Origin of the sequence: Pandoraea sp., assembly GCF_041919235.1 — a bacterium.
Classification (GTDB): Bacteria; Pseudomonadota; Gammaproteobacteria; order Burkholderiales; family Burkholderiaceae; genus Pandoraea.
Genome location: NZ_JAYRUC010000017.1, coordinates 65,379 through 82,114, shown reverse-complemented (window position 1 = coordinate 82,114; position 16,736 = coordinate 65,379). Strand labels below are relative to the sequence as shown.

General features: G+C 62.9%; 15 protein-coding genes and 3 pseudogenes. 2 read left to right on the top strand and 16 right to left on the bottom strand.

Going from position 1 to position 16,736, the window contains the following annotated elements; translation table 11 throughout:
• Positions 1 to 19: 19 nt before the first annotated feature.
• The 9 genes and pseudogenes from ACE3UG_RS14930 to ACE3UG_RS14890 form a co-directional block, all read right to left on the bottom strand.
• A pseudogene (locus tag ACE3UG_RS14930) lies at positions 20 to 133 on the bottom strand (entry exclusion lipoprotein TrbK); the annotation flags it as partial.
• Positions 130 to 926, bottom strand: a pseudogene (locus ACE3UG_RS14925) (LysR family transcriptional regulator). The pseudogenes ACE3UG_RS14930 and ACE3UG_RS14925, both read right to left, overlap by 4 nt.
• Before the next feature lie 25 nt (positions 927 to 951).
• Complete coding sequence (locus ACE3UG_RS14920) at positions 952 to 2,376, bottom strand: efflux transporter outer membrane subunit (RefSeq protein ID WP_374625172.1); 1,425 nt, start codon at positions 2,374 to 2,376, stop codon at positions 952 to 954.
• A gap of 70 nt (positions 2,377 to 2,446) precedes the next feature.
• Entirely contained in the window at positions 2,447 to 3,376 is a 930-nt protein-coding gene (locus ACE3UG_RS14915) for an efflux RND transporter periplasmic adaptor subunit (protein ID WP_374625170.1), read from the bottom strand.
• On the bottom strand, positions 3,369 to 3,563 hold the full coding sequence (locus tag ACE3UG_RS14910; RefSeq protein WP_374625168.1) for a DUF1656 domain-containing protein: 195 nt from the start codon (positions 3,561 to 3,563) through the stop codon (positions 3,369 to 3,371). The genes ACE3UG_RS14915 and ACE3UG_RS14910 overlap by 8 nt, the downstream gene beginning before the upstream one ends.
• Complete coding sequence (locus ACE3UG_RS14905; protein ID WP_374625166.1) at positions 3,553 to 5,694, bottom strand: FUSC family protein; 2,142 nt, start codon at positions 5,692 to 5,694, stop codon at positions 3,553 to 3,555. The genes ACE3UG_RS14910 and ACE3UG_RS14905 overlap by 11 nt, the downstream gene beginning before the upstream one ends.
• A gap of 120 nt (positions 5,695 to 5,814) precedes the next feature.
• The gene (locus ACE3UG_RS14900) at positions 5,815 to 6,747 is read right to left on the bottom strand and encodes a LysR family transcriptional regulator (RefSeq protein ID WP_374625164.1); all 933 of its coding nucleotides are present in this window, start codon (positions 6,745 to 6,747) and stop codon (positions 5,815 to 5,817) included.
• 127 nt (positions 6,748 to 6,874) lie between these two features.
• On the bottom strand, positions 6,875 to 7,735 hold the full coding sequence (locus ACE3UG_RS14895) for an SMR family transporter (RefSeq protein WP_374625162.1): 861 nt from the start codon (positions 7,733 to 7,735) through the stop codon (positions 6,875 to 6,877).
• Between the two features lie 7 nt (positions 7,736 to 7,742).
• Positions 7,743 to 8,627 (bottom strand): MurR/RpiR family transcriptional regulator, encoded by an 885-nt coding sequence (locus ACE3UG_RS14890; protein WP_374625160.1) that lies wholly within the window; start codon positions 8,625 to 8,627, stop codon positions 7,743 to 7,745.
• A 75-nt stretch (positions 8,628 to 8,702) separates the two neighbouring features.
• Between ACE3UG_RS14890 and ACE3UG_RS14885 the strand changes: the two genes are divergently transcribed.
• On the top strand, positions 8,703 to 9,599 hold the full coding sequence (locus ACE3UG_RS14885; protein WP_374625158.1) for an oxidoreductase: 897 nt from the start codon (positions 8,703 to 8,705) through the stop codon (positions 9,597 to 9,599).
• Between the two features lie 629 nt (positions 9,600 to 10,228).
• Positions 10,229 to 10,381: pseudogene (locus tag ACE3UG_RS14880) on the top strand (transposase); the annotation flags it as partial.
• A gap of 607 nt (positions 10,382 to 10,988) precedes the next feature.
• Here the strand turns inward: ACE3UG_RS14880 and ACE3UG_RS14875 are convergent.
• The 7 genes from ACE3UG_RS14875 to ACE3UG_RS14845 all read right to left on the bottom strand — a co-directional run bounded on the left by ACE3UG_RS14875 (position 10,989) and on the right by ACE3UG_RS14845 (position 16,597).
• The gene (locus ACE3UG_RS14875; RefSeq protein WP_374625156.1) at positions 10,989 to 12,197 is read right to left on the bottom strand and encodes an acetyl-CoA hydrolase/transferase family protein; all 1,209 of its coding nucleotides are present in this window, start codon (positions 12,195 to 12,197) and stop codon (positions 10,989 to 10,991) included.
• 128 nt (positions 12,198 to 12,325) lie between these two features.
• A complete protein-coding gene (catC, locus tag ACE3UG_RS14870) occupies positions 12,326 to 12,601 on the bottom strand; it encodes a muconolactone Delta-isomerase (protein WP_374625257.1) in 276 nt (91 codons plus the stop codon).
• Between the two features lie 31 nt (positions 12,602 to 12,632).
• Positions 12,633 to 13,445, bottom strand: a complete 813-nt coding sequence (locus tag ACE3UG_RS14865; RefSeq protein ID WP_374625255.1) for a hypothetical protein — start codon at positions 13,443 to 13,445, stop codon at positions 12,633 to 12,635.
• Positions 13,446 to 13,518: 73 nt separating this feature from the next.
• Complete coding sequence (locus ACE3UG_RS14860) at positions 13,519 to 13,857, bottom strand: 4-methylmuconolactone methylisomerase (protein ID WP_374625154.1); 339 nt, start codon at positions 13,855 to 13,857, stop codon at positions 13,519 to 13,521.
• A gap of 45 nt (positions 13,858 to 13,902) precedes the next feature.
• A complete protein-coding gene (locus ACE3UG_RS14855) occupies positions 13,903 to 15,177 on the bottom strand; it encodes an MFS transporter (protein WP_374625152.1) in 1,275 nt (424 codons plus the stop codon).
• A 51-nt stretch (positions 15,178 to 15,228) separates the two neighbouring features.
• Positions 15,229 to 15,891 (bottom strand): 3-oxoacid CoA-transferase subunit B, encoded by a 663-nt coding sequence (locus tag ACE3UG_RS14850; protein ID WP_374625150.1) that lies wholly within the window; start codon positions 15,889 to 15,891, stop codon positions 15,229 to 15,231.
• Positions 15,892 to 15,919: 28 nt separating this feature from the next.
• The gene (locus tag ACE3UG_RS14845; RefSeq protein ID WP_374625148.1) at positions 15,920 to 16,597 is read right to left on the bottom strand and encodes a 3-oxoacid CoA-transferase subunit A; all 678 of its coding nucleotides are present in this window, start codon (positions 16,595 to 16,597) and stop codon (positions 15,920 to 15,922) included.
• Positions 16,598 to 16,736: the final 139 nt, after the last annotated feature.

The following is a 16,736-nucleotide window of genomic DNA, read 5'->3' as shown; positions in this document are numbered from 1 at the left end:
TCTGGTGTCAAGCGATCAGTGCCGGATCGGCGGCCAGTTCTTCCACGGTTGGCACGTTGGGCTGCTTGGGTATCTCCGACGGGCCGCAGGCCGTCGGCATCGCGGTCAGAAGCAAAGGTGTGACTCGATTCATAGCTCGATTTCCTCCTGAGGGTCAGGTTCGGGCGGCAGTGCGGGCCTGGTGCCTTTGGGCAAGTCAATGGACTGCACCCGCTCAATGAATCGGGACAGCACTTCCGAAATCGCGCCTTCGCGTCGCAAAACATAGGTCGTCAGCATGGGCGAACGTCCTGCCAAGGGGCGGGCAACTACGCCGGGTTCCCGGCTTGCTGCGATGTACGGCGCACCCGCCAAGCCCAATGCGAAGCCAGCCGACACCACTACCGTCATCAGCTCGAACGAAGGAACGCGTTCGGCGATCAGCGGCTCACGGTCAGCGCGGCGCAGCACACGCTCAACCTGTCGCGCGTGACCTTCACACGCCTGCGGATCGCATAGCACCAGCGAGAACGTCATGCAGCCCTTTTGATCTGCTGCGATAGAGGCACCTGGAACACTCGAATATCGACCTCGGGTTCTTCCTGGCGACACATCGCCAGCAAGGCGGGTAAGCGCGATGGTGTGATGCCGTCGGATAGTGCGATGCGCAACTGGTCTCGGAAACCATTGGCTGCTGCCTTCCCGCTATCGCGGGCCTGCTGCAAGGCAGCGAACACGTGCGGTACATGCGCCAAGAACTGCTTGCCCGTGCGCGTCAGCCGCGTGCAGCGGCGCGTGCGGACGAACAATTGTTCGCCCAGGTCTTCTTCCAGTTCCTTGAAGGTGCGCGTCAGCGGCGATTGCTCGATGTGCAGCTTCTCTGCTGTACGGGCGAAGTGGAGTTCTTCGGCCACGGCAAGGAAACGGCGAAGATGACGTAGCTCCATTCAGTGCCTCCTCTGCCTCAAAGAGTCATTGCGTCGCCTTTGTTTCTGCGGCGGCGCGTCGGTCGGACACAGGGACCAACGCCGTGTCCGACCATCCCGCCCCGAGCGCCTTGTACAAGGCAATGCCTCCTTGCAGCCGGGCCAGTTGGCTGAGGGCAAGCGCATCGCGCGCCTGGTTCAGGCTGCGCTGCGCCACCAGCACCGGTAAGTAGGCGCTCAATCCTCGCGCGTAGCGTTGGGAGGCCTGTTCCAGGGCCTGTCGGCTGTCGGCCACGGCCTTCTGCAACGCCGCTTGCCGTTGGCGTTCGCTGGTCCATGCCGTCAAGGCGTCTTCGACATCGCGCAGCGCCGAACGCATGTCCCGCTCGTACACGCGCCGCACGGCATCGGCATTGGCCTGTGCCGCGGTCACGCCTGCCCGCGCGCCGCCAGCGTCGTAGAGGGAGAGGCTACCCTGCATCGCCGCCGACCACGCCAGGCTGGCGCCGGAGAACAGGTCATGGATGACGCTGGCGGTGGTGCCGAAGCCCAAGGGAATACGGAACGTGGGAAAGCGAGCGGCTTCGGCCACGCCGATCTGCGCGGCGGCGGCGGCCAGGCGTCGTTCGTCCGCGCGCAGGTCGGGGCGTTGGCGAATGACGTCCGATGGCAGTGACAGCGGCAAGTCGGCCGGCATGCGTAACGCCGCCGCGTGCGTTGCGAGGGCGGCACGCCAGTCGCCGGGAAACCCGCCCGCCAGCACGCCGATGGCATGGCTGAAACGGGCGATATCCGCTTCCAGCAAGGGCGGCTGCGCCTGGGCCGTTTCGCGCTCGGCGCGGGCCTGGGTGACGTCGGCCATCGTACCCAGGCCGTTGCGGTGCGCCCGTTCGGCCAAGCGCTCGGCTTCGGCCAGCGTGCGGATGTTGTCTTGCGCGATGGCTAAGCGCAGTTGCGCGGTGCGCAGGCCGGCGTAATCGGCCACCAGTTCGGCCACCAGGCTCACTTGCAGCGCGCGATGATCCTCGGCCAGCGCCTGGATGCCAGCGTCGGCGGCCTCGACCGCGCGACGCGTGCCCCCGAACAGGTCCAGCTCCCAACTGGCATCGAATCCCAGGTGCCAGGTTCGTGCCTGTCCGCCGGGCTGCGCGCTGAGTGCCTTGCTGCCACGCATGGCCTCGCCGGCGGCGCCGACCGAGACCTCTGGCATGGTGGCCGAGGCGATCTGCACGCGCTCGGCGCGTGCCTGGCGCAGGCGTGCCAAGGCGATGTCCATGTCTTGGTTGTGCGCCAGGGTCTGCTCGACCAGGCGGTCGAGCAAGGGATCTTGGAAGGCGCGCCACCATGTGCGCAGGCCATCGTGGTCGCCATCGGGCATGGCGGCGTCGGCCTCGATCCAGTGCGCGGGCACGTCCAGCGTCGGCGTGCGATAGTCCGGGCCTACGGTGGTGCAGCCGGTCAGGACGGCCATCAGTGACGCCAACGTTGCCTGCCGAAGGCTCGGCAGCGTGCGAGGGACGGGTGCATGCATGGCCTTGTCCTCACATCCACCGGTGCAGCAGGGAGATCAGCCGACCCTGGGGCACCGGCGTGCCTGCCGAAGGCGTGACCTCGATGCTGCCGGTCATGCCGGCGGCCAGCACGACCTCATGCGGGACATGCTCGAACTCGACGCGCACGGGGATGCGCTGCGCCAGCCGGACCCAACTGAAGCTGGGCTCGACGCTCGGCAGGCCCTGCGCGTCGGCCTGCTGGTTGCTGTCTGTGATGCCCCTCCCGATGCTGGCGACTCGCCCCGGCAGTACCTGGTCGAATCCCATCAGACGGATTCGAGCCGCCGCGCCGGGCTGGATGCCGCGCAGCTTGGTTTCCTCGAAATACCCGGTGATCCAGAAGCTGTGGGCGTCAATCAGGGCGAGGTTCGGCTGGCCCGCCACGGCGTAGTCGCCCTTGTTCAAGCGCAGGCGCGTGACGTAACCATCGGTCGGCGCGCGCAGTTCGGTGCGCGTCAGATCCAGCTTCGCCCTGTCCACGGCGACCCGCGCACCGCGCAGTTCGGCCTGGGCGATGGCCACGGCTTGGTTCGCCCGCTGGATGTCCTCGGCGGGTACCAGGCTTTCCATGCCCCGGCGCCGCCGCGCCTCCCCGGCCTTCTGGCGCAAGGACACCTCGGCCGCCGCCAACTGCGCCTCGGCCTGCGCCAATGCCAGAGCGAAGCTGGCATTGTCGATGCGATAGAGCACGTCGCCCCGTTTGACGTATTGATCGTCCGCGACCGAGACCTCGGCGACGGTGCCTGACACCTCGGGCGCGACGCGCACGATCTGCGCGCTGACGCGGCCATCGCGGGTCCAGGGGGCGACGACGTAGGCGCGCCACAGCGCGCTGACCAGAAACCCGGCGGCGACCACCGCCGCGAGGGTTAGTCCTGCCCGCAGCAGGCGCTGGGCAAAAAATGAGCGTTCAGACATAAAGCATCAACAGGGAAACAAGGCAAAGAGAAATGGCGAACTCGAACAGACCCGGATGCCACGCCCAGCGCAGTACCCCGCTGCGCGCGAGCACGAAGCGAAGGCCCAGATAGATCGGCAAGGCCAGGCAGGCGTAGACGAAAAACGGCGGCAGGTAGATGCCGGCCAACGAGAACTCACTGAGCATGGGATTGGCCTCCAGAGGCAGAGGGATACGGAACGTCGTTCGCATGGCGTTCCAGCAGCGCGGCGATGTCGAGCAGCACGGCCGTCACGCGCCGCACGTCATCCATCGCGGCGCCGGGTCGCGCCGCCAAACGCGCCAAGGAGGCCGCCGCGCGGCGGGCATGACATGCGGCCCGCGCGGGTTCACCGGCCCGCTGGCGCATATGGCGCAGCGGGCGCGCCACCACGCGCGGCCACTCGGCATCCTGAGGCGCCTGGCGCAGCCAGCGTCGTAGGCGCAAGACTTCCCGGCCCAGATGCAGGCTGGTCAGCGCCTGGGCAATGGCGCGATCCATCGCCTGCGGCTGCGCCCTGAGCAAGGCGCCGAGTTGCGCGATGCGGTGTTGTTGGCGCCATTGCCAGGTCGGCGCATCCGTCGGCTCGCCGCGCCAGGTGCCCAGCGCCGCGTCGCGGACGCGCTGGCGCAAGCGCGTGACGTCACGCGCCCCGTTGCGCGGCAGCACGATCCTGAAGCCCAGCAGCGTGAAACACGTCGCCAGGATCCACGCCACGGCGCCATTGAGGAAGAGCGCAAAGTCGTAGCGCATCGGGTTGTCCGCCGCCGCCAGTGTCGTGAACGCCACCAGATAGGCCACACCGGCCAGCGCATGACGCGGGAGCGTGGTGGCATACACGCCGGGCAGCCAGAACAGGCTCAGGATCACCAGCAGCAGCGGCAGGCCCGAGACGTGCGGCACGACGATGAAGGTGCACAGAAAGGCCATCACCACGGCGGCCACCGTACCCTTGATGAATTCGACCGCACCCAGCGCGGGATTGGGCGCAGTGGACAGCAGCGCGCATGCCGCCGCCAACCCGGCCAGCATCATGTTGCCTTCAGTCCAGCCTGTGACGATCCAGAAGGCACCGCCCATCACCACGGTCAACAGGGCGCGCACGCCGTTCTGGAAAGCCGCCACCGCGTCGCGGTGGAACGGCACGGACACGCGCGCCGGCGTCGGCTTGGGTTGGTGGAAACGCCCGATGCCTTCGATGGCTTGCAGGTAGTCGTCGATTTGCTCAATCAAACGATCGCCCGCGATCATCAGCGCGGTCTGGTCGGCGGCATCGTCCAGCGAGGTCGCGGTGAGCAGGGCCACCGGTCGGGTGCGTAGTTCGGTCAATAGCCTAATGGCACGCGTCCTACCGGCCGGGCCGGGTTCCTGCCCCAGCGCCTGCTCGACCTCCCGCCATGCCTGCTCCCAAGCCGGCTGCAACGCACTCAGCGCAGCGAGGCCTGCGCTGTGTTCGCGCAGGGGCGGCGCGCCGCCCACCAAGGCGGAAAACAACGACACCATCGCGTGCCGCACCGTGCCGGCACGATGCGCCAGATCGGTGGACTCGGCCTTGCCCAGCGCCAGCAGATCGTCCACGCCATACACCTCGGTGATGAGCGAGCGCCGTCCGGCATCCAGGGGCTTGGCGCCCGGTTCGGTGCTGCTTTGAATGGCTTGGTGATGCGTCGCCAGCACGCCCGCCGTGGCGGTCGCCAGGCGGTCGAGCAGCGAGGCCAGACGGGTGTGTACGCTGCGGCTGCTGAACAGGGCCGAGACCAGCGCCAGGCAGACGACGCCGATCAACACGGACGCGCCGCGCCCCATCACTTGGTCGAAGGTGCGTTCCGGATGCTGCATGGCGCCGTAGGCCGCCAATCCCACGGTGTAGCCGGCCAGCGTCGCGCCATAGGCCCGGAAATGACGCAGCAGCGTCATGCCCACCACGCACACGCCCAGCCACACGCCGAAACCGAGCAGGAACAGCCAGGGCATTTGGCCGAACGCGCTCATCAGCACGAATGCAGCCAGCATGCCGACCAGCGTGCCCAGCACCCGCCACACCCCCTTGCCGATCACGCTACCCTGGACGGGGTTGATGACGAGCAGCACGCTAGACGCCGCCGCGTAGGGCGCGTGCAATTCCAGCAGATAGGCCACCACCAAGGCCAGGCAGGCAGCCAGGATCGAACGCATCACATAGGTCGCGCGCGGCGTCGTCAGATCGAGATAAGGCAGTCCACGCGCCAACCCCTGCCGAAACTGCGAGAGGCGTAAAGAGACGCCTGAATCCGCGCTGGAAACGTTCGCCGAATGCACGATGCAACCCTTTTACAGTGATCAATATGCATCACTGTAGGCAGGGCCGATCATTCCGGAAAGTGAATTTAATGCAACCGGATGATTGCGTAAAACGCACGAATTGAGGCGATCGCCCCGCTAGGGCTTGGCGCGCTTGGCCGCTTGCGCTTGGCTCTCGGTGCAGAGCGTATGGATGGTCTGCCGCAGCCATTGATGGGCCGGGTCGACCTCCAGACGCGGGTGCCAGGCCTGTGTCAGTAGCACCGTTTCCAGCGGTGTCGGCAGGTCGAACACGCGAATGCGCAGGCCCGCGGAAAGCGCAGTACTGGCCAGATGCCGGGGCAAGGGCAAAAGCAAATCCGAATCCTGCAATGCGAACAGCGCCGTGTACGGATTGGGCAGCACCAGAGCGACGTGCCGGCGCAGCCCCTGCGCCTCCAGCGCGGCATCGACCGGCCCGGCGGCCTTGCCGCGCCGGGACACGTTGATATGCTCCCACTGCGTGAGGCGTTCGGGCGTGATTTCTTCGTCGAAGATTGGATGGTTGGCGCGCGCGACCCCCACGAACGTCGTGGTGAACAGGGACTGCACGCGAATCTCCGGCCCCAGCTTGCGCGAGGCGCTGATGAACAGGTCGATGCGGCCGCTGCGCAGCGCCTCTTCATCCACGTCGTCTCCCTCCGGCGAAAAGCGCAGCATCGCCCGCGGCATCTTCTGCGACATCGCATCCAGGAGATGGCCCAGATGAATGCTCACGAACTCATCGGTGGCGCGGACGTTGAAACGCCGATCCAGCGATTTCAGGTCGATCTCGGCATCGGCCGCGAACACCTGCGAGGCCTGCCCGACCGCCACCCGCACCTGTTCGCGCAGTGCCAGAGCCTTGGGCGTGGGCACGAGCTTGCGGCCGACCTGAATGAACACCGGATCGCCCAATGCCTCCCGGATGCGGCTCAACGTGCGACTCATCGCCGGCGCGCTCAGATGCATACGGCGTGCGGCGCCGATGACGCTGCCCTCGTCGAGCAGCGCATCCAGCGCCAGCAGTAGATTGAGATCGGGACGTGGCACGGCTGCCCCCTATGATTTACCTTAATGCAATCATAGGCTCTTTTGAATGACGAATGATGCATTCAATGGCAAGCGCGTATTCAGTTCAGCATCAACTGATGAATGCGCACCGAGGTGGCAAAAAGCATCAAAGACTGATCGCGGCGATTCCGATCAGCACGACTACGGCACCCACGATGCGGCGCGCGAGATGGTCCTCCCGAAAGAGCAGATACGCGAAGAGGGAACCGACGATGATGGATGACTCGCGCAAGGGGGCGACAAGCGCAAGCGGTGCCGCCAGCATGGCGTTGAGCACCAGAATGTAAGCCAGCGGGGAGAAGATGGCCACGACGAGAATAGGCATGGCATTGGCACGAAGTGCTGCGGGGATGTGCCATCGCTGCCGCAGTGCGCCCGGTGTCAGAATCAGGCTTTGCAGCAGAAGCGTTCCCGCGTAGTAGCTCACCGGCGCCACATGCAGCGACGTGACCGCGTAGCTATCCCAGACGGTATAGCTGGTGATCGTGGCGCCGGTGGCGGCTCCCCAAAACATGCCCTGGAGCGGGCGGCGACTTCCGCTTCTGAACGGGTTGCCAGCGACGACAAGGACGCCTGAGACGACCAGGAGCGCCCCAAAAAGCGCGACGACGTTGAGTCGCTCCCCCAGAAGAAGAATCGCGAACAGGATCGTCAGCACTGGTCCCGTGCCACGGGCGATCGGATAAACCACCCCAAGGTCGGCGCGATCGTAGCCAGCCTGCAAGGTCAAAGAGTAGGCAATGTGCAATGCGGCCGAAACGGCGGCAGCCACCCCGAGCCGCCCATCCATCGCCTGCCGTCCCTGCACCATGAGACCGATAGCGATCGGGACCCACAGCAGCGTCGAAGCGCAGTTGTAGGCCCAGACGAACAGCAAAGTGTTGCCTCGCTTGTACTTCGAGGCCAGGTTCCACACCGCATGCGCTAACGCTGCGGCAAGAACCATGGCGATGGTGTCGGGCTGCATCAGGGCATCAGGAAATATCAGGCAGATCAATGCCCGCCCGCTCCGTCCAGCGGCTGCGCGCCGGATCGCGCAGAGCAAGGGTGGCGACCAGCGCGTCAATAACGACGAGTTGCGCCAGCCGACTTCCCGCAGCGGCCATCTGTGCCGGTAGCGGCGCGCCGCCGACGACAAGCGCGACGTCCGCGACGGTTGCCAGGGGCGTGTCGTACTGGTTGGTGACGGCGATCAGCGAGGCGCCGGCCGACGATGCCGCATTGGCGACTGCTAGTGTTGTTGACGTGCGGCCGGTCGAACTGACGGCGATGACGACGTCCTCGGAGCCCAAGAGCCGCGCCGCGATCATGGCCGACAAGTGATCCGAGATGCCCACGGTCATCACGCCCACCGCGCGCAGACGGAAGACCGCATCGGCAGCAACCGTCGAGGAAGGACCCGCACCGAACGCAAAGACCTGCCGCGCGTGCTGGATCAAGCCGACGGCCTTATCAAGCGCAGAGAGTTTGATGGCCCCGCCGAGCGCAGTCAGTGCATCGGTACCGGCACGGATGGATGTTTCCAGCACGCAGCCCGACGTCGCGTCCGCGCTGAGTACTTCGGGCGGAGCGAAGAACCGGGCTGTGCCGCGAGCACGGGCAATCTCGATCTTCAGTTCGGTAAACCCGCTGAACCCAAGCGCACGCGCGGCGCGGATCACCGTCGGCGGCGAGACGCCGACCCGGGCGGCAACCTGTGCGGTCGTGCTGACCCCGACAAACAAAGGCTCGGTGAGCAGGAGATCGACAACTTTCGCCTCGCTTGCGGCGAGGCCACCGCTTCGAGCTTGAATGCTGCCGATCCATTGCTGTAGACGTCGCTCGCTTTCTGTAATTTCATTACCGATATCTTTTCTCATGTGTAATATATTACATTGGTGGCATGAGGTGCACAACGGGCACGTCGATAGATGCCATTAAAGGAAGCCGCTTTCATGAACACTGAAATCAACACTGCTGTCGCTGTCGTTGGGCCCGGTGCGATCGGCACCACGGTAGCGGCGATGCTGCATGAGGTCGGCCGCACGCCTTTGCTGTGTGGACGGACTGCCCGCGATCATCTGACGCTGCAAGAGGATGGCCGCTCCGTGCGCGTCCCCGGTCCGGTTCGAACGAGCCCTAAGCAGATCGCTCGCACGGCGAAGCTGGTCTTTCTGGCGGTCAAGGCCACGCAGATCGAGGCGGCAGCAGAATGGCTGGCCGTGCTGGTTGGCCCGGAAACCGTCGTGTGCGTCTTGCAGAACGGGATCGAACAGGCGGAAAGGGTTAGCCTGCATGCGCCGCGCGGGCGCATCGTTCCCGCCGTCGTGTGGTTTCCTGCGCAGGCGCAATCCGATGGCTCGGTCCGCCTGCGCGGCGACGTGCGCCTGACTCTGCCGGACACGTCTGCAGCGCGCGTCGTGGCCGAAGCACTGCAAGGCACAAGGTGCGCCGTGGACTTGGCCGAAAACTTCAGTGGCCTGGCTTGGCGCAAGCTGTTGCAGAACGCGGTCGCTGGACTCATGGCGCTCACGCATCGTCGTTCGGGCATGTTCAGCCGTGCTGACATCGCTGGGCTAACACTTGCCTATGCGCAGGAATGCCTGGCCGTGGCCCGGGCTGAAGGTGCCGAACTCGGCGACGAAGTGCCGCAGGAGATCCTCAAAAAATTCCAGGCGGCACCGACGGACATGAGCACCTCCATCCTCACGGATAGAGAAGCTGGTCGGCCCCTCGAATGGGATATCCGCAACGGTGTCGTCGCACGTCGCGGACGGGCTCACGGCATTCCAACGCCGATCAGCGACGTTTTGGTGCCTCTCCTCGCGGCTGCGAGCGACGGTCCAGGCTGACCCCGCAGCCTATGCTCTCGCTATCGCTTATTTTCCTCCTCGCCCTTGGCGCAGGCGTCCTCGGCGGGGTTGTTGGCACAGGCTCGTCTTGATCATGCTGCCCGTCCTTGTGACCTTGTACGGGCCAAGGAGCGCTGTACCCAGCATGGCGATCGCCTCCCTGGTTCGGCAATATCGGAAGTGTGATCGCATGGTGGCACGACATCCGCTGGCGCCCCGTGCTTGTCTACTCGCTGACCGGGGTTCCAGCAGCCGTGTTAGGCGCCCGCACGCTGCTGACGATTCCCCCGCCATTGTGGACGTATTCCTAGCCGCTTTCTTTCTCGCGATGATCCCGCTACGCCGCATCGTCTGGCGCTCTCGTGTCCACCTGCGCATCTGGCATATGGCCCTCGCTGGGGCGCTGGTCGGATCTCTTACCGGATTAGCTCGGCACCTTTGGCGCATCCGGCGTGCTCACTCCCCCTGTTGTATTGCGAGGACTCACCATCGGCATTGCGTTGCTCGCTGGTTCGATGATAGCGAAGCGTCTCGTCAGGCGGCTCCAAACGCATACTTTCGAGGGTAATGCCCCTCGCAAACCGGCGCTGGAAGAAGTGGAATTTTCTCGTTAAGAGGGAGTTCTGCAGATGAAGAAGTCAAGATTCACGGATAGCCAGATACTGGAAGCGCCCAAGCGCGCGGAGGCTGGGCTGGCGGTACCGGAGCGATGCCGCGAACTGGGCATCAGTTCCGCAACGTTCTATAAATGGCGCTCTAAGTACGGCGGCATGGACGCGGCGCGGGGGCATTCGCTCTTCGCGCTGGCTCCCGCTGACGTCGACCTGAAAGTTCTAACCGATATCGACTATGTCGCGCGGGGATATCTACGGAAGACGAAAGCGTTTGGCATCCTGATCAACCCCGAGGTCGCGGCGACCGTCTTTCACATGGAGGCCGTTGCAACGCTCATTCTTTCGGGAAAGTTCGTCGGCTACCTGCCCACGCACTATGCGCAGCAATGGGTTCGGCAAGACTTGATGCGGTCATTGCGCCCCCGATCGCCTGACCCATCTCGCCGAGTTTCGACTCGTTACCCGAAAAGACCGCGAGGCCACTGCCGCGGCACGGACATTCCTGGACGCATTACGCAACGGGGTGAGCCGCGAGTGAGGGCGGCGTGGATCGAGCCCTTTGGATGTGGAATTGCCGCGTAACGCACGACCCCCTCAAAGGCAAATGCGACAACATAACGTGCGAGCCCGGCGTTTCATCGTCACTCTCGAGCCGTTTAGCGTTTAGCGTTTAGCGTGTAGCGCCGCGCAAACTCTCCAGATGGCGGGTCGCCAGCGGAACCATGCCGGTGAGTCGGGTTGTCAAGCATCTCAATGCTACCTAACGACCGCGCCCTTAGATGGGACGATCAACCGGTCGAATACTGGCAGCGCGGTCCAATTCGGCCTTGAAATCGGGATGCGCAATATCAAGCATGCGTTTGATCCGCTGCTTGAGGCTCAAGCCCCGCAAATCCGCCACGCCGAACTCGGTCACAACCAAGCCAACGTCACAGCGTGGCGTGCTGACCGGACCAGACAATCGTTCGACAATGCGACTTCGCGCTCTGCTGGTCGACGGAAGGGCGATGATCGGCACGCCTCCTCGCGAGCGCATCGCCCCCCTCAGAAAGTCCCCCGCACCGCCGACGGCGCCGAGGTAGGAGCCATTCGCGACTTCTGCGTTGACCTGTCCGGTAAGATCCACCTCGATCGCCGAGTTGATTGCGACCAGGCGATCGATGCTGGCGAGCACGTCCGGGTTGTGAACATAGTCCGTCGAGCGCATCCACACGTTGGGGTTACGATGAACAAATCGATGCAGTTTGGCGCTACCGACCAGCACGCCGCCCACCGTCTTCCCCGCGTCGATTGATTTTCGCGCGTTGGTGATGACACCGGTTTCCATCAACTGCGCAACGCCATCGCCAATGCTACCGGAATGCACGCCCAGGTCACGATGGCCCGTGAGGCAGCCAAGAATCGCTTCGGGGATCGCGCCAATCCCCATTTGGAGCGTCGAACCATCTTCGATGAAGTCCGCAATGTGCCGACCGAGCCGTTCGTCAGAAGGGCTCGGCGCAGCGCGAATCTGCTCCAGCAGCGGGCGGTCAGAGAACAGTACCGCATCGAAGCGCTCGAGCGGGAACGATTGCTCGCCATATACCCATGGTGCCTGCCGATTAACTTCCGCGATCACTACCCGCGCGCTTTCAAGGGCCGGCAGCAGGTACTCATGCGCAAGGCTCAGGCTATAACGCCCCGCCTCGTCTGGTCCGGCTACTTGCAGCAGCAGTACGTCGACTTTCAGCGAGCCCTCGCGGATCAGTGCCGGCAACTGGGAATAGTGGCACGGCCACACGTCAAGCACCCCGGCGTCGGCCAGTTTTCGATTTGCACCCGAGCCACCGTAACTCACAAAGTCGACGTAATCCGCATGCTCCGCTCGGCACGAGTCGCTGGACGCAATGCCCAGAAGCACACGAAACTGCCCTATGCGCCCACGCTGCGCCATCAACGCGCGGGTAAGCGGTAAAGGTTCGGCATTCGCCTGGCCCCACAACACGGTATCTCCGCTGCGGATCCAGGGCGATAGGTCAGGCGAGTCCTGATCCAGAAGATGTGTCATGGACGGGCAAATGGGTATCGACAGGCGCGACGAATCGTCGTCGCGCGCAATCAGTGGATTGTTGTTCAGATCGCCGACGGATGGCGCGCCAGCGGCGTGACTTGAATCGTCATATAGGGAAACAGCGGGAGCGAGGACAACAACTGATGCAACTCGTCATTGCTCTCCACATCCAGGATACTGATGTTCGAATACTTTCCAACGACGCGCCAAAGGTGCGGCCACTTTCCCGCTTTCTGAAGCTCGATTGCCCGCGCTTTTTCCGCCGACTTGATAGCCTCGACCTTGCTCGGCTCGAGACTGTCGGGAATATTCACCTGCATCTCTACGCAATACAGCATCTCGCTCTCCTCATCAAATTTGCAAGAAAAATCAATAACATCCGTTTCGCTCAATACATGTCTGCATGCTGTTGGCGAGGCGAACGCCCGAACGTGCATAGACTTTTGTTTCGAACGAATACTGCTTTCCGTCCCGGTGCAAGACCTCGCTGTCGAACAGCAGCCAGTCGTTGACATCGAATGCGCCGGAATGGAACCACATTGAGAAATCACGAGTGTCGAAGTGCCAGCCGTGCACGTCATCCGCCGCATCGTGGATGCCCGTCGCGGCCGGAACGCTGCTCGCCGCCATGTAAGCCAGAGCCGCCGAACACCACACCCCCTCGAGAGGCAATGCGTGCCTCAGCCGGCACCATATAAGCCGCCTCGCGTTGTCGGCTTCGGTGGCGCCCCCTACCGCCCGGGCCGAGCGACGGATCTCGACGAACGGTAGGTTTCTCATGCTTCGTTGCGTCCCATCCCGGGCGACGGACTCGGCCGCCAGGAACTCGTCGAATGCGCGAGCAACGTCGGACGAACGAGGCGGCGGCAAGAATGAAGCCGGCTCGGCAAATCTGACGTGCATGCTGGATACGGTCTCCACTCCATCGACACCATAAACACGTCGCGTCAGTGTGGGGGAAACTTGACCGGATGATTCGACCGCATACTCGAACCACGCATCGAATCGTGGTTCACGCAACATTGATAGCTGCAGCGCGCTCACACGCCATCCTTGTGCAGATTGCGCGGCAGCCCACAGTGCCTGGCCCACCACCTGTCCTGCGCCAAAGCGCACGCTCGGATCGGGATAAAAAAAGCAATTCCGATAGGAACGCTCACCCAAGCGGCTCAATGGCAGCACGACAGTCAAGTCATCATTGTCCGACGAAGCATATGGACGATAAAATGGCTCGCGCATTGACGTTGAACCCGTGTCATGTGGTCTGCTGCGGGGAAACCGGCTCTGTGCGGAACGGCTTCAGCTTGCCGATGAACGTTTTGCCGTGTTCAAACCACGCCCGCCGAACATCCGATTCCAGGTATCGGCTGTAGGCTGCCTCGTTTTCGAACCAGCATTCGCCAATGGCATCGACGTGACCGATATCGAAAAACGGCACGTGCGTATCCGTCGGTTGTTCGGCGACTAACCGCACCTCATATTTCATCAGGCCAGGTACATCACGCGACATTTCGTCGTGGCGGATACATTCCGCCCTGAATTCCTCGTCTGACATGCCTTCCGGCTTGCCGAGCAAATAGAGCATTCGAATCATGTCCTCTCCAGTTCATCATCAGTGATACCAGCACAGGCTTGGGATTCATTGATGCGCCGGCTGTAGCGTAGCGTCGTGCGCGTCTATCGGCAGCTCGACTTCACCGAGCTCCACACCACGTGTTTCGGGCAACAGCAAGATCGCCAATACTGCGATGGCGTATGCCCCCAGGCAAAACAGGCCAATCGCTGTCGCCAGTCCGGTGCGAGCCGACAGGAACCCCACACCCACGACAGCACTGGCCCCCACCGATTTCCCGACGTTGTATGCAAAGCCCATACACGTTGCGCGCACATGCGTCGGGAATAGCTCGCTCAGAAACGGGCCGAGCGCAGCAAACATACCGATCGAAGCAAAGCCGACGAAGAATCCCATGATGCTGGTCAACACAGGACTCAACGGCACCAGCATGTACGTGACCGTCACCACCCAACTGGCAAGCGACAACGTAATTAGCGTAGGACGGCGCCCGATCCTGTCGGCGACGTACGCCGACGACGCGAACCCGCAGAACGACCCCAGCGCCATGATGAGAACCGTCGTGATCAGTGACCCGGACGCAACATGACGCTCATTCAGCAGGGACGGCAACCAGACCAGGATGGCATAGCAAGCCGCTTGCAACCCAATCACCAGCATACTGGCCAGGATGGTCGAGCGTAGATATTCGCGTTTGAACGCTGAAGCGAATGACGCCCGCGGCTTATCGGTCTTGAGCGATTCCTTGAAGATTGAGGATTCCTTGACGTTGCGCCGGATAAACACCACCACCGTTGCCGGGATGACACCGCTCCAGAAGGCGACGCGCCAGGCGGTCTCGTGCGGTAAATTTGTCAGCAGAAAGGTGGCGACGAGCACCGCGAGCGCCCATCCCAGAGCAAATCCGGACTGCACGAATCCCAACGCCTTTCCGCGGTGCCGGGTGCTGGTGGCTTCGGCCATCAGTGCCGCCCCAACCGCCCACTCCCCCCCGAAGCCGAGACCTTGCAACGTTCTGGCAACGAGCAACTGCTCGTACGTTTGTGCGAATCCGGCGAGCAGGCCAAAGAAAGTGAACCAGATGATCGTGAAGATCAGTACGCGAACGCGTCCATAACGATCGCTGAGAATGCCGGCAATCCAGCCGCCGATCGCCGTCACGATTAACGCGACAGTACCGATCAGCCCGATTTGCCCTTTGGTCAGCGCCCACGTTGTCATCAAGGCGGGCAACAGAAAGCTGAACATCTGCATATCGAATGAATCCAGCGCCCAGCCTGAGTAACACGCCCAGAACGTCCGTTTTTGCTGGGGCGTACCGTCCTTGTACCATTCGAACATTGTTTGTCTCCATCGTCTTAATAGTTATATCCAACACCGTTCATCGCCTCGCTATGCCATTTGTGACGTCTCCAGCAGCGAGCAATCGAGCGTTACCTCGGTGAGCGCCTGAAGCTCGGAAGGTGACGTGTCCCCAATGATTTCCATCACGAACACGCCATCTTTCCGTATTTCGAAGGTTGCAACATCGGTATAGACGCGGCTCACACAGGCCAGCCCGGTCAGTGGATACGTGCAGCGCGACATCAGCTTGCTTCTCCCGTCTTTGGCCAGAAAATCCATCATCACGAAAACTCGCCTGGCGCCGATTGCGAGATCCATAGCCCCACCGACAGCAGGAATCGAGTCCTCGGCACCGGTATGCCAATTCGCTAAATCGCCGTGCTCCGACACCTGAAACGCCCCCAACACACAGATGTCGAGATGCCCGCCGCGCATCATGCCGAATGAATCAGCGTGATCGAAAAACGCCGCTCCTTGTTCGAGTCGGATTGCTTCCTTGCCGGCGTTGATCAGTTCCCAGTCTTCGTGCCCCGCTTCGGTGGCCTCCCATTGACCGAGCACGCCATTTTCGCTGTGCAGGATCACTTCCTTCGCTTTCGACAGATGATCGGCGACAAGCGTTGGCAAACCGATCCCGAGATTCACATACGAACCGGCGGGAATATCTCGCGCGACGCGAGCGGCCAGTAGATTGCGCGACTCCTGATTCATCTCATTCTTTCTCCGTCTGCACTGTTATTCAATGTGTTCGACGACTGCCGCGCAACACCACGCGATTGACGAAAATTCCTGGCGTGACGATCGTCTCCGGATCGAGCTCGCCCAGCGCGCACACCTGCGAGACTGCCGCGACCGTCGTCTTCGCCGCCATCGCCATAACGGGGGCGAAGTTTCGCGCGGTCTTGTTGTAGATCAGGTTGCCCCAGCGATCGGCCGACTTGGCATTGACCAGCGAGAAGTCGACATGAATCGGGTACTCAAGCACGAAATCGCGCTCGTCGATCCGGCGTGTTTCCTTGTTCTCGGCGAGCATGGTGCCGAAACCTGTCGGCGTGTAAAAGGCGCCTATTCCGCAGCCGGCAGCACGCAGGCGTTCCGCGAGCGTCCCTTGCGGCACGACTTCGAGCTCGATCTGGCCGGCCCGATATAACGCCTCAAAAGCGTAGGCGTCTTTCTGGCGTGGAAACGAGCAGATCAGTTTGCGCACCCGGCGCTCCCTCAGGAGTGCCGCGAGGCCGAAATCTCCATTGCCGGCGTTGTTGCTGACAACGACCAGATCTTTCGCTCCCTGCTCAATCAATGCGTCGATCAGTTCATTGGGCATACCGGCTCCGCCGAATCCGCCGATCGCAATCGTCGCGCCATCGGCTACATCCCGAACGGCATCCTGTGCTGTGCTGCAAATCTTGTTGATCATGTCTCTCGTTGGCCTCACTCGGCGACAGGAGCGCTCCGGCTGTGCGTCACGCTCGATGGACGTAGCGTGCCATGCCAATATGAGGCCCACAATTTGCAGATCCGCAACCGTCTTTAAGCTGGGGTTAAGACCGGTCCTC